Annotated in this window: 7 protein-coding genes; all 7 read left to right on the top strand. The window is 44.6% G+C overall.

The window, feature by feature from the left end:
• The 7 genes from D0T84_RS05515 to D0T84_RS05485 all read left to right on the top strand — a co-directional run bounded on the left by D0T84_RS05515 (position 1) and on the right by D0T84_RS05485 (position 14,374).
• The gene (locus D0T84_RS05515; protein WP_163306819.1) at positions 1-1,653 is read left to right on the top strand and encodes a family 43 glycosylhydrolase; all 1,653 of its coding nucleotides are present in this window, start codon (positions 1-3) and stop codon (positions 1,651-1,653) included.
• Positions 1,654-1,896: 243 nt separating this feature from the next.
• Entirely contained in the window at positions 1,897-4,161 is a 2,265-nt protein-coding gene (locus D0T84_RS05510; RefSeq protein WP_163306817.1) for a GH92 family glycosyl hydrolase, read from the top strand.
• Positions 4,162-4,257: 96 nt separating this feature from the next.
• The gene (locus tag D0T84_RS05505; RefSeq protein ID WP_163306815.1) at positions 4,258-5,970 is read left to right on the top strand and encodes a family 43 glycosylhydrolase; all 1,713 of its coding nucleotides are present in this window, start codon (positions 4,258-4,260) and stop codon (positions 5,968-5,970) included.
• Positions 5,971-6,058: 88 nt separating this feature from the next.
• The gene (locus tag D0T84_RS05500) at positions 6,059-7,366 is read left to right on the top strand and encodes a glycosyl hydrolase family 28-related protein (protein WP_163306813.1); all 1,308 of its coding nucleotides are present in this window, start codon (positions 6,059-6,061) and stop codon (positions 7,364-7,366) included.
• A gap of 165 nt (positions 7,367-7,531) precedes the next feature.
• Positions 7,532-9,895, top strand: a complete 2,364-nt coding sequence (locus D0T84_RS05495) for a TIM-barrel domain-containing protein (RefSeq protein WP_163306811.1) — start codon at positions 7,532-7,534, stop codon at positions 9,893-9,895.
• 224 nt (positions 9,896-10,119) lie between these two features.
• Positions 10,120-12,792, top strand: coding sequence for a glycoside hydrolase family 3 N-terminal domain-containing protein (locus tag D0T84_RS05490; protein ID WP_163306809.1), 2,673 nt, complete (start codon positions 10,120-10,122; stop codon positions 12,790-12,792).
• Between the two features lie 103 nt (positions 12,793-12,895).
• A complete protein-coding gene (locus D0T84_RS05485) occupies positions 12,896-14,374 on the top strand; it encodes a GDSL-type esterase/lipase family protein (protein WP_163306807.1) in 1,479 nt (492 codons plus the stop codon).
• The last annotated feature ends 61 nt before the right edge of the window (positions 14,375-14,435 follow it).

Below are 14,435 nucleotides of genomic sequence, written 5' to 3'. Positions count from 1 at the left end.
ATGAGATTACCAATAAATATGTTTGGAACAGGAATCCTAATCATTGCATTGCTCTTTGCGTCATGTAGTGATAATAACGAGACACCACCGGAGGAAACTCCTCCGGTAGTCACCCCTCCTACAACTCCCGAGCCCGAACCTGAGCCCGATGGACCTTACGTCTACGACCATGATTTGGACTACGACGCAGAAGCATTCCTGAATGCTTATAAAGGAACTGCCTATAAAGGGCCTCATCGTGTACCGGGAACAGTAGAAGCTGAGGATTTTGACGAAGGAGCGCAAGATGTTGCCTACTTCGAAAGCGATAACAAAACTGCCGATGGTTACCGAAACGGGCACGCGGTGGATATTCGTGGCGATGGCAGTGCATCCGGTGGCTATTACATAGGCGAAGTACAACCCGGAGAGTGGATGTGCTATACAATTGAAGTGGACGAAGACGGAGCTTATACCATCGATACCTATTGCACAAAAGGAGACGGCTCGGAGGGTAGTTTCTACTTCGAAGTGGATGGACGCGGTGCTAGCCGTAGCATAGCCATACCTCAGGGTGGATGGACAGACTTCACTAAAAAAGCAACAGCTACTGATATACAGTTGAGCAAAGGTAAACATGTATTGAAATACTACGGTAGTACGCCCGGCAATGTGGATAAATTTGTATTTACACGCACGGGAGATTTAAAAGAACTTTCCAATTCGTTCACCTATCCCGTTACCAAAGCGATGACCAATCCTCTGTTTGTAGAATTTGAGTCGCCAATGTATAACAGCTGGATGAAAGGCCCGTTGTATACAGCCGATGCTTCGGCACGTGTATGGAACATCGACGGAAAGGAAGTCCTTTATGTATATGCTTCACACGATATGGAACCCGCACAGGGATGCGACCGTATGGATCGCTACCATGTATTCTCTACGGAAGATATGGTAAACTGGACAGATCACGGCGAGATTATGAACGCGGCTACTGTGAAAAAACAAGCCGGATGGGGCTGTGAAGGTTTTATGTGGGCTCCCGATTGTGTATACAATCCTGCCAACGAAACATATTACTTCTACTTCCCGCACCCTACCAGTGCTTCCAACTGGAACAGCACATGGCGCATCGGTGTTGCCACCAGCAAGTATCCGAATAAGGAGTTCCGTGTACGGGGATATGTAGAAGGCATGTCTGCCGAAATAGATCCATGTGTGTTTATCGACGATGACGGGCAACCGTACATCTACAACGGCGGTGGTGGCAAAATGTACGGAGGTAAACTAAAGAAAGACGACTGGACAAAGCTGGACGGAGCGATGACTGCAATGACCGGAATGGTTGATTTTCATGAAGGTGCCTGGGTACACAAAAGAAACGGTGTCTACTACTTGTCTTATGCTGACAATAATCCGGGTGCAAACCGCCTGAGGTATGCGACAAGTAATTCTCCTCTGGGGCCATGGATATATCAGGACATTTACCTGCAACCTACCACCTGCGACACCAGTCATGGATCCATCGTAGAGTACAAGGGACAATGGTATGCTTTCTATCACACCTCAGATGTATCCGGCCAGGGAAACCTTCGTTCGGTTTGTGTAGATAAACTGTATTACAATTCTGATGGAACCATAAAGGAGGTGAAACAGACTAGAGGACAGAAGTAGCAATTAAAAAAAGACTTAAGTTGTCAATAACAATTATTGATACATTTTACTTTTCAACCCCTCCCTCTTTGGGTACTCCCCTTCTGCGAGGGGAGATTCGCAAAGCGAAGATTGATAGATGCAATCTCGTCTGTCAGCCACTCTTCCCTTTTGATAAAGGGAAGTACCCGAAGGGGGAAGGGTTAGATAGGTAACAATCGGCTCATACGATTTTTACTAATTAAAATAAATAATGCTTATATCATGAAATTTATACATGGCCTGATTGCAGCATCCCTCGTTTTTTTGCTGGGAGCTTGCACCGCTACAAACAACAACAGTGCAAACAAACAGCCTGTAGACTATGTAAACCCTTATATGGGGAACATCAGTCATCTGCTTGTTCCTACCTTTCCCACTATTCATTTACCGAATAGTATGCTGCGGGTTTATCCCGAACGTGCCGATTATACAGGCGATATGATCAAGGGATTGCCCCTTATCGTAACCAGCCACCGTGGAAGTTCGGCTTTCAATCTCAGCCCTTATCAGGGAGATAAGAGCAAAATCGCACCGGTAATTTCATACAGTTACGACCGTGAAAAGCTGACACCGTACAGCTACGAAGTAGACCTGGACGATCAGCAAACGCATATACAATACGCACTCTCACATCAGTCTGCTATCTATCAGATAGATTATACTTTAGCCGATAGCCCTGTATATCTTATCCTGAACTCCCGCAACGGAGGGATGAAAGTAGAAGGAAATACAGTGAGCGGATTCCAAAAACTTGAAAATAATACGAATGTCTACATATATCTGGAAACAGAACAAACACCTGTTCAGACAGGAGTTGTAAAAGACAACACTATCAGCGATAATGAAAAAAGTGTTGAAGGCAATAATGCTTCGGTAGCGCTATACTACGGCGACAAACCGCAGACGCTGAATATCCGCTACGGTATTTCATTTATCAGCGAAGAACAGGCCAAAAACAACCTGAAACGCGAACAAAAAGATTATGATGTAAAACACTTGGCCGAAAAAGGCCGCAATACATGGAACGAGGCTTTAGGTAAGATCAGAGTTGGTGGTAACAACGATACAGACAAGACTGTATTCTATACATCCCTGTATCGTTGTTTTGAACGCCCTGTATGTATCAGTGAAGACGGACGCTACTTCAGCGCATTCGACGGCAATGTACACGAAGACGGAGGCAAACCGTTCTATACCGACGACTGGATTTGGGATACCTACCGTGCAACACACCCCTTACGCGTGCTGATTGATGCCGAAGATGAAGTAAATATCATCAATTCGTTCCTGCTGATGGCAGAACAGATGGGTACCAACTGGATGCCTACATTCCCTGAAGTAACAGGAGACTCGCGCCGTATGAATTCGAACCACGCCGTAGCTACGGTTATCGATGGTTATGTAAAAGGATTGAGAGGATATGACCTCGAAAAAGCATATATCGCCTGTAAGAAAGGAATAGAAGAAAAAACGCTGATCCCCTGGTCAGGTGCCCCTGCCGGGTGGCTCGATGAATTCTATAAAGAAAAAGGCTATATCCCGGCCCTGTATCCGGGCGAAAAGGAAACTGTAGCCAATGTAAATTCATTCGAAAAGAGGCAACCGATTGCCGTTACGCTGGGTACAGCATACGACCAGTGGTGTCTGGGGCAAATAGCGAAAGCTCTTGGTAAAAATGAAGAAGCAGATTATTATCTGAAATGTTCGTACAACTACCGCAATGTTTACAATCCTGAAACAGCTTTCTTCCACCCGAAAGATAAAGAAGGTAAATTCATAGAGCCGTTCGATTACCGTTACTCAGGAGGTATGGGTGCACGCGACTATTACGGGGAAAACAACGGCTGGGTTTACCGCTGGGATGTTCCGCATAATGTAGCCGACCTGATTAACCTGATGGGCGGGAATGAGCAATTTATCAACAATCTGAACCAGACTTTCAATGAGCCTCTGGGCAAAGGCAAGTATGAATTCTATGCCCAGATACCTGACCATACAGGAAATGTAGGACAATTCTCGATGGCAAACGAACCATGCCTTCACATCCCTTATCTGTATAACTATGCAGGGCAGCCGTGGAAAACGCAAAAACGCATCCATACATTGATAAACCAATGGTTCAGAAACGACCTGATGGGTCTTCCGGGCGATGAAGACGGCGGCGGCACATCTGCATTTGTGGTATTCTCCATGATGGGTATCTATCCTGTTACACCGGGTATGCCTGTATACAATATCGGCAGTCCGTTCTTTGCCAAATCGCAAATGACAATGAGCAACGGAAAGGTATTTGAGGTAGAAGCGCAGAATTACTCTGAAGATAACAAATACATTCAGTCGGCAACCCTCAATGGACAAGAGTGGAACAAACCGTGGTTTAGCCACTCCGACATCGAAAACGGCGGCAAGCTGGTACTGGTGATGGGTAACAAAGCCAATAAGGCATGGGGAGCAAATGATGTTCCGCCTTCGGCTGAGAAAATGTAATTCTCTTTATTTATTGATTGTAGGGGTTGACCTATGTGTCAACCCTATACAAAAGATCAACCACAAGGGATTGCCACTACAGAAAAATATTCATTTATGCGAAACAAACATCTATTCATAACATTACTTTTAGGTCTATTTTTTCTCAATAGCCCTTTTTCCAGAAGTCAATCCGGGGACAAGCGCATCATTGCCAACCCCTTGAATCTGAATTATCGCTTTCAGTTCGATGGAGAAAGCAGAAGAGAAGCTGCCGACCCAGTGATTGAGTACTTTAAGGATAAGTACTATTTGTTTGCATCCAAATCAGGGGGGTATTGGAGTTCACCCGATTTAGTGGACTGGACTTACATTCCCACTCAAACAATAACAACCATCGAAGATTATGCACCTACAGTACTGGTGCATGATGATGCACTTTACTATATAGCTTCGGCAAACCTGCAAATCTTCAGGAATGCCAACCCCGATGAGGATAAATGGGAACCGGTAGAAACCAAATTCAAATACGGCATGACGGACCCGGCATTTTACAAAGACGATGACGGACAAATGTATATGTACTGGGGCTGTTCGGATGTAGACCCCATCATGGGGGTAAAGATAGACCCGAATGACGGATTTAAAGCTGTAGGTGAGCCTGTTGTCCTTATCAGGCATAACGGAGACAAATACGGCTGGGAAGTTCCCGGCGTCAACAATGAAGAACAACGTACCGGCTGGAACGAAGGGCCGTGTATGATAAAATATAAAGGAAAATACTATCTGCAATATGCTGCTCCCGGCACGCAATACCGCATTTACGGCGATGGCATCTACACATCCGACAATCCACTGGGGCCATATACCTATGCCGAAAACAGCCCTTTCTCATTCAAACCGGGAGGCTTTATCGGCGGAGCAGGACACGGACATACATTCAAAGACAAATATGGTAACTATTGGCATGTGGCTACAATGACTATATCAGTTCGTCATATGTTCGAGCGCAGGCTGGGACTATTCCCCGCCTATATGTCCGGCGACGACAATATGCAGGCACACACAGCATTAACAGACTATCCATTCACTATACCCGATAAAAAAACAGATCTGGAAAACAATGATTGTTCGATGTCGTGGAATATGCTTTCCCACGGAAAAAAAGTCACAGCATCATCTTCCCTTGAAGGATATGAAGCTGAAAAAGCAGCCGATGAAAGAGTTGAAACATGGTGGGCAGCCGCTACTGGTAAAAAAGCTGAATGGTGGCAGGTAGATTTAGGCAGAAAGATGAGCGTAAACGCTATACAGGTAAATTTTGCCGACCATAATTTCACCATTACAAGAAACGATTCTCCCCCTGTCTACCAGTATTATATCGAATGTTCGGACGATGGCAACAACTGGAAAGGAATCATCGACAGAGGTGAAAACATCAAAGATATGCCCCACGAACTTATTGTTCTGGACAAACCTGTAAAGACAAGATATATCCGTATTGTAAACGTAAAAGATATGGAAGGTAGTTTCTCTCTGTACGACCTGCGTGTGTTCGGACACGGACAGGGCAAAGCACCTAAACATACACCTAAATTACAGGTAGACAGAGATAAGGATGATACCCGCATCTTCCGCTTTAGCTGGGACAAAGTAGACGGAGCAAACGGCTATATCCTTCGCTGGGGAGTAAAGCCCGACCAGTTGAAAAATGCTGTAATGGTTTATGACAACTCTTTTGAAGGACGTTTCTTCAACAGGGACTCAGAATATTATTTCTCAATAGATGCTTTTAATGAAAATGGAATAACAAGTCAATGTGCCAATTAGCAAATATGCCAATGTGCCAATGGCGCAAAGCGGGCTAGAAAGTTATTGGCTAAAAGCTATCAGCTAACAGCTTAAAAAATATATAATTATGAAAAAACTTATCCTCACATCATTGTTAATACTTGGGATGATAAATTTATCTGCGCAACAAAGAAATGCAGATATCAAGCCACATCCCGAATCTAAAGACATCGTATCGGTGCTCGATTTCGGAGCAAAGGCCGATGGAAAAACGGATGATACCAATGCCATCCAGAAAGCAATGGAGTCTTTCGGGAAGAGGGGCGGAACAGTGTATTTGCCAAATGGTACATATCTTATTGCCGGCTCACTGAATATACCGCAGGCCGTTACTTTGAAGGGCGCTTTCGAATCCGTTCCTTCACACAACGGAATCCGCAATGCAGGGCTGCCTAAACCGGGCGAAGACGGCACAACTCTCCTTATCACCGGAGGCAAAGGACAGGACATAGAAGGTACTCCGGCTATTACCATCAATACAAACAGTACACTGCGCGGAATAGTTATGTACTGGCCAACTCAAGACCCTGACAAAGTGCCCGATGCTTATCCGTGGGGAGTAGCTATGAAAGGCAAAAATCCGGCATTACTCGATGTGGAAATGCTGAATCCTTACAACGCAATCGATGCATCGCACAACGAACGCGCCCTTATCCGCAATATCAGCGGACAACCGTTGCGCAGGGGTATCTATGTGGATGCGATTTATGATATAGGCAGAATAGAAAATGTACACTGGAATCCGTGGTGGAGCATGAAGCCAACCCTTTACAACTGGCAACGCGAACACGGCGAAGCATTTATCTTCGAGCGCACCGACTGGCACTATGTGCTTAATACATTCTGCTTCGGATATAATGTTGGTTATAAGTTTGGAGCAAGCCAGGGTAGCACCGGCTCCTGTAACGGGAATTTTTTAGGTATTGGAGCCGATGCATGCCACACTTCCGTAAAGGTGGAACAAAGTGCCGCTTACGGAATCCTTATCACTAACGGAGAGTTTGTAGCCATGCACGGCGACGACCCTACTATGGTAGAAGTAACGAATGCCAACAAAGGAAATGTACGCTTTGTCAACAGTGCTTTCTGGGGGCCATGTGAGCAGATAGCAAAGATCAACGGACAGGGAACAATCGGTTTCTCCGACTGCATCTTTGTTCAGTGGGACAGAAGCAAAGAAAACAGAAGCGCTATACAGGTCAACAGTGGCTCTGTATCTGTCCGTGGATGCGACTTTATGCACGACAGTCCGCAAATATCCATCGGCAGCAATGTAGACCGTGCCATTGTCAGCGAAAATACAATCAAGGGAAAAATACGTATCAGCAATAATGCAAAAAGCAGTTATGTAGAAGGAAATTTAGGAACAGAATGACAGTAAACAGTTAGCAGTTAACAATAAAGCTCTCTTTGTCATTCTGAGTGCAACGAAGAATCTCGACCCTCAAAAAAGATACGAGGGTTTGGCTCCGCTTCGCTCTGCCGATTTTCAATTCACTCCGTTCAACATGACAGAGTACAAAAAGAAAACAATACAACAATGAAAAAAGCATTCATTACACTTCTCATCCTTACTTTATCCGGTCAGTTGGTTGCACAAAATTACCAACGCACGCCGCAGGGAGTAAAGACCGATGTAAACTCAACAAGTATTGAGATTCAGTTTTTTAGCCCGCAGATTGTCAGGGTACTGAAATATCCGCAGGGAGAAACTCCTGATAAGAAAAGCCTGTCGGTTATCAAAGAACCGCAAAGTACAGACTTCAACATTGAACAGTTCAACAATGTAATCACACTGAATACAGCTGACCTTATCGTTACGCTGAACCTGACTACAGGAGATGTGCTGTTCAACGGAACAGATACCCGACCTTTCATTGCCGAAAAGAGCGTTTCGTCTGTATTCACTCCTAAGAATTATGAAAGCGGTAAAACGTATGAAGTAAAACAAACATTCCTTCTCGATAAGCAGGAAGCTGTTTACGGGCTTGGACAACACCAACAAGGACATATGAACCAGCGCGAACAGGAAGTACATCTGCGTCAGGTGAATATGGAAATAGCTATTCCGATTATCCATTCAGTAAAAGGCTATGCTGTTTTCTGGGACAACTACTCCCCCACTACTTATAAAGATTCATATGACGGCTTGTCATTCACTTCTACCGCTGGTAATTGCATAGACTATTACTTTATGTATGGAAAAGATGCTGATGGGACAATTGCACAAATTCGCGAACTTACAGGACAGGCACCTATGTATCCGCTATGGACATACGGATTCTGGCAGAGCCGTGAACGCTATACATCGCAGGACGAGTTGCTTGATGTGGTAAAAAAATACCGCAACCTGAATATTCCTCTCGACGGAATTGTACAGGACTGGCAATACTGGAGCACCGACAATAAGCATTGGAATGCCGTAGAATTTGGCAACCCTACATTCCCAAATCCGAAAAAGATGATAGATGAAGTGCATAAGATGAATGCACATATAGCTATCTCTGTTTGGCCTTCTTTTGGCCCAAATACAAATATTCACAAAGACCTGAAAAAGAAAAACCTCTTACTTGATTTCGAAACATTCCCGCATAATAATGGTGTAAAAGTTTACGATGCTTTCAATCCGGAAGCACGCAAAATCTATTGGGACTATATGAATAAAAATATCTTTTCGATAGGCATGGACGGCTGGTGGCTTGATGCTACCGAACCGGAATATTCGGGAGGAGAAAAAGAACTAAATCAACAGACTTATCTGGGACCGCTTCGCAGTGTATATAACGCTTTCCCTCTTGTATCGGTAGGTAGTGTGTACGACTATCAACGTCAGGTTACTTCCGACAAACGTGTTTATATCCTTACACGTTCTGCCTTCGCAGGGCAACAACGCTATGGGGCTAACTCATGGTCGGGCGATATCGTTTCACGCTGGGATGTGCTACGCAACCAGATTTCGGCCGGGCTTAACTTCTCACTTTGTGGAATACCCTACTGGAACACAGATATAGGTGGATTCTTCGCACACCATGTATATCCAGAAGGTATCAGGGATAAAGCCTACCATGAATTATATGTACGCTGGATGCAGTTCGCTACATTTACCCCGATGATGCGTTCGCATGGAACAAGTACCCCCCGCGAAATTTTCCAGTTCGGACAAAAAGGCGATTGGGCTTACGATACGCAGGAGAAATATATTAACCTGCGTTACAATCTGTTACCATATATGTATTCTATCGGTCACGACATTACAGCCAATGCAGGCTCTATGATGCGCGCCCTGAGTATGGACTTCGCCAGCGATGCCAACGTGCATGATATAGACAATCAGTTTATGTTTGGTAAATCTATTCTTGTTGCCCCTGTTACCGATTCCATGTATGTAAACCGTGTGAACGGCAGCGCAGTAGAAGATTTCAGCACTGTAAAATCACATAAACTATACCTGCCGAAAGGTGCTGACTGGTACGACTTCTGGACAGGAGAAAAGACAGAAGGCGGAAAAGAAATCAGCAAGGCAACGCCTATAGACATTATTCCATTGTACATCAAATCCGGAAGTATCCTACCGTGGGGACCGAAAGTACAGTATGCCGAAGAAAAGAAATGGGATAATCTCAACCTTTTCATTTTCCCGGGTGCTGATGCCGAATTTGTACTGTATGAAGATGAAAACGACAACTACAATTATGAAAAAGGTATCTGCTCAACGATTAAAATGAAGTGGAACGACAAAGCCGGAATCCTAACCATCGGAACCCGTCAGGGAGAATTTCCGGGCATGTTGAAAAACCGCACTTTCAATGTCACCATTATTAAGGATGGAAAGAATATAAACACCATTTCGCAGGCTGATAAGCAAATTGTATATCAGGGACAGGAGATTAATGTAAAAATGTAGTATTAATAAGGATTTTAAGGAGGTCTTAATGTGTTTTTTAATGAGTTTATTAATGATGAAAAAATAAATTTGAATTAAAAAATTACGAATTGTATCATACTCTTTTGTCATGCTGAGGCAACGAAGCATCTCGACCCTCAAAAGTTATATTCATAGAGGTAAGAGATTTTTTCACTCCGTTCAAAATGACAAAGACCTAAAAAATAACCTTAATAATTTTAATCATGAAAAAAAGGAATCTTATATGCACGGCATTTTTATCGCTTTTGCTCTTCAGCGCGGGATGTTCCGACACCCCGGTTTATAAAGATGCGAATGCACCTGTTGAAGACAGGGTGAATGACTTATTGTCGCGGATGACAGTCGAAGAAAAAGCAGCCCAACTGGATATGCTTTCGGCCAACGATATTCTGGATGGGCCGGACAGGCTGAAAGAGAAAGAAGCAGCCTTCTTTATCGACTCCATGTGCATCGGCTCTATCCACGACTTTTACCCGAAGACAGCGGCCATAGCCAATGCCGTACAAAAACGTGCCATCGAAAACTCACGTTTGGGGATTCCTGTTATTTTCATCGAAGAAGCATTACATGGATACCAAGGGGCGGGAGCAACCACATTCCCTACCCCTATCGGTAACTCATCCACTTGGGATACCATACTGGTAAACAATATAGGTAAAGCCATTGCTGCCGAAGCACGTGCACATGGCGTACATTTCATACTGGGGCCTAATCTCGACCTGGCACGTGATATCCGTTGGGGACGCACCGAAGAGACGTTCGGCGAAGACCCTTACCTGTCGTCACGCTATGCAGTCAGCCTCATCAAAGGAATGCAGGGCAACAGCCTGAAAGATAACAATACTGTTGTTGCCGAGCCAAAACATTTTGCCATACACGGTATACCCGAAGGCGGCGTAAATACGTCACCTGTATTTATCGGGGAACGCGAAGCCCGTTCTACACACCTTTATGTATTCGAAAAAGCCGTAACCGAAGCTAAAGCAAAAGGAATTATGGCTGCCTATCACGAAAGGGATGGCATCCCCGCCATTGCCGACCCGTGGCTATTGAAAACAATACTGAGGGACGAATGGGGATTCGATGGTTTTGTGGTATCTGACCTGGGAGCCATTGCCAAGCAATACAAAGACCATCACACGGTTGCCAACGGAGAAGAAGCCATTATTAACTCCCTGTCTGCCGGGCTGGATATGCAGTTTTATGATTATCCGCACGATGTATTCCAAAGCACGGTGGTGAAAGCCGTAAAAGATGGTAAGTTGTCCGAAAAAGACCTGAACAGGGCGGTAGCCGGAGTACTGCGTGTAAAGTTTGAACTCGGACTATTTGACAACCCATATACAGACGAAACATTGGCAGCCAAAGTTTACAGAAGCGAAGAACATCAGAAACTAGCACTCGAAGCAGCCCGCAAATCAATAGTTCTACTTGAAAACAAAGACGGCATCCTGCCTCTGAAAAAAGATATCAAATCCATCGCCCTTGTCGGCAATCTGGCAAATGTATCTTCTCTGGGCGGTTATTCTCCTGCCGGAGCAAAGGGAGTGACAGTCTATCAGGCATTGCAAAAACACTTTGGCGAAAATGTGAAGATTAATTTTGTAAACAGTGATATCTCAGAACGATTTGCCAATATCCCGCCAACAGCTTTGACTCCCGATTCGAATAAAGATAAGAACGGACTGGATATTACATTCTACAACAATACTAACTTTGAAGGAAATCCTGTCTACACAGATATTAACGATAACCTTTCGGTGTACTGGCATAACCTGAGCCCTGCGCCGGGTATCAATTCTGATAACTTCTCCGTTCGCTGGAGCGGCTATATCACAGCTCCGGTAACAGGCGAATATGAGTTCCAGTTAAATGCGGATGATTACGCGCGTGTATATATTAATAATGAATTGTTTATCGACTGCTGGGGAGAGGAAAAAGTAAAACAAACCCTTAGCAAAAAGATAAGCCTTACAGCAGGCAAACAGGTGCCTATTCGCCTCGAATATGCAGAGATAGAAGATATTGCCTTTGTTAATCTGCGCTGGAGAATGACACAGCTTACCTCATCTTCACTGTTCAGGGATGTAGCCCGTGCCTCTGCCGCTTCGGATGTTACCCTTGTCGTTATCGGCGAAACCGACAGCGAGGTGGGTGAAAGCCGCGACCGTCAAAACCTGTACCCGCATCAGGCAGACCTTGACATCATTAAAACGGCGAAACAGGCAAATAAACCTGTGGTTACCGTTATGCTGACAGGCCGTCCATTAGTACTGACCGAAATTGCTGAAAATTCTAATGCACTGCTGCAGGCCTGGTATCCGGGCGAAGCGGGAGGCGATGCGGTAGCCGATGTGATATGGGGCGACTACAATCCTTCAGGTAAATTAAGTATCAGTTTCCCGAAAGAACAGGGTACATTGCCTATCTATTATTCAAAGAAACCGTCTGCCAGCCGCAGGTATGTGGATGGAAACGGCGACCCGCTTTATGAATTCGGATATGGGCTAAGCTATACTAACTTCACATACTCCACATTGAGTGTACAGCCCGAAAACGCGAAAACAACCGATAATATCACTGTGACTATCAACCTGCGGAACACAGGCAATGTAGACGGAACGGAAGTTGTGCAACTCTACATCAATGATAAGGTAAGCAGTGTAGCCACTCCTGTGAAACTACTAAAAGGTTTTGCCAACGTCTTTCTGAAAGCAGGGGAAAGCAAGGAAGTTACAATAACCCTTACGCCAGAACACCTGTCATTGATTAATGCAGAGATGAAACGGGTAGTAGAACCGGGTGAATTCGAAATAATGGTGGGTAGTTCTTCGAAGAATATACATTTAACTCAGACTATCAATGTGGTAAAATAACCACCTCCCCCAACCCCTCCAAAGGGAGGGGAGATAGCTGACGCAAGCTTTCTCATCCCCTTTGGGGAGGTCGGGAGGGGTAATAATAATCTTAAAAAACAAAATGAACAATACGCTCATCATTAATAAATTAAAACATACAGGTAACTTGGCTTTTCCTTTCTCCCCTCCCTTTGGAGGGGTCGGGGGAGGTGTCATCTTAATCTTTCTTTGTCTTATTCTGGCAATAACCGCCAATGCACAAACAAAAGTAGTTTGTGTAGGCGCCAGCATTACCGAAGGAGGACTGGTTACCGACCCTGAGAAAGACTCCTACCCTGCACAACTGGGTAGCCTGTTAGGCGATAAGTACCAGGTAATCAATTGCGGGGTAAGTAGTTGTACTATGCTTCGCAAAGGTGACCATCCTTATTGGAATACAGATGCTTACCAAAAAGCATTGAACAGCAGTCCCGACATTGTTTTTATCGACCTGGGCGGAAATGATGCCAAAGCAGTAAACAGGGTTCATATGAGTGAGTTTGCAAAGGATTGCAACGATATGGTAAATGTTTTTAGAAGCCTGCCTTCAAAACCACGTGTTATCTTGATGTTGCCGTTTGTCTCTTTCGAAACGGATAGTAACCAGATATGGGACCCGGTGATAGTAAACGATATTATCCCGGCTATCCAACAGGTAGCATACAATGAAAACGTGGAAGTGCTGGATATGCACTCCCTGTTGATAAACAGACCCGATTTATTTCCGGACAAAATACATCCGAATGATGAGGGTTCGAGCATTATCGCCAAGAGGTTATATGACCAGATTACACTGAAAACAGATAATGAATTTGATATACTGAGCAAGCTAAAAACGGCTTACACCATCAGCGACTTTAAGGGTTATATCTGCTTAGACTTCAAGCTAAGAGGCCGCGAATGTAAAGTTGTGAAACCGAAAGTTGCCGCTTCCAACAAACCGTGGATATGGCGTACCCGCTTCTGGGCGCACGAACCACAAACGGACATTGCTTTGCTCGAAAGGGGTTACCATTTGGTTTACTGCGATGTAGCCGAACTGATGGGAAACACCGAAGCACTGTCTATCTGGTCAGATTTTCATAAACTGTTGACAAAGGCTGGACTATCAAAGAAAAGTACAATGGAAGGCATGAGCCGTGGCGCGATGTACTCGTTCTGCTGGGCTGCCGTCAATCCGGATAAGGTGAGTTGTATTTATGTGGATAATCCCCTGCTCGACTGCCGTTATCTGGCAGACAGGGAAGGTGAAGACCTGGGTGAGATGACAAGAGACTTTATGGCAGCATACAACTTGAAAACACGGGATGATATCCGTAATTTCAAAGGAAGCCCGATGGATAAGATACAGGAAATAGTGAAAGGAAAATACCCGATACTTATCCTTTGCGCCGACCAGGACGAGGCCGTATCTCCGACTCAGACTTTAGAATTTGAGCGGAAAATAAAAGAAGCGGGCGGAAATATTACAGTGATGATGAAATATGGGTTTAAACATCACCCGCATAGTTTTCCAAATCCGGCGCCTATAGTGGATTTTATATTGAAAGCGAATAAATAGTTACGAGTTACAAGCTCTACGGGCAGTTACAAGTTTTCTGAAATTATGAATAAGAAAAAAT

This window comes from Dysgonomonas sp. 521 (assembly GCF_010501055.1).
Lineage (GTDB): Bacteria > Bacteroidota > Bacteroidia > Bacteroidales > Dysgonomonadaceae > Dysgonomonas.
Note: the sequence above shows the minus strand (reverse complement) of the source record. Positions and strands in the feature narration are given on the sequence as shown.

What these genes read in the sequence shown, in the direction of transcription:
- D0T84_RS05505 (WP_163306815.1), top strand. Translation starts at nt 4,258, where the DNA reads ATGCGAAACAAACATCTATTCATAACATTACTTTTAGGTCTATTTTTT.
- D0T84_RS05490 (WP_163306809.1), top strand. Translation starts at nt 10,120, where the DNA reads ATGAAAAAAAGGAATCTTATATGCACGGCATTTTTATCGCTTTTGCTC.
- D0T84_RS05495 (WP_163306811.1), top strand. Translation starts at nt 7,532, where the DNA reads ATGAAAAAAGCATTCATTACACTTCTCATCCTTACTTTATCCGGTCAG.
- D0T84_RS05515 (WP_163306819.1), top strand. Translation starts at nt 1, where the DNA reads ATGAGATTACCAATAAATATGTTTGGAACAGGAATCCTAATCATTGCA.
- D0T84_RS05500 (WP_163306813.1), top strand. Translation starts at nt 6,059, where the DNA reads ATGAAAAAACTTATCCTCACATCATTGTTAATACTTGGGATGATAAAT.
- D0T84_RS05510 (WP_163306817.1), top strand. Translation starts at nt 1,897, where the DNA reads ATGAAATTTATACATGGCCTGATTGCAGCATCCCTCGTTTTTTTGCTG.
- D0T84_RS05485 (WP_163306807.1), top strand. Translation starts at nt 12,896, where the DNA reads ATGAACAATACGCTCATCATTAATAAATTAAAACATACAGGTAACTTG.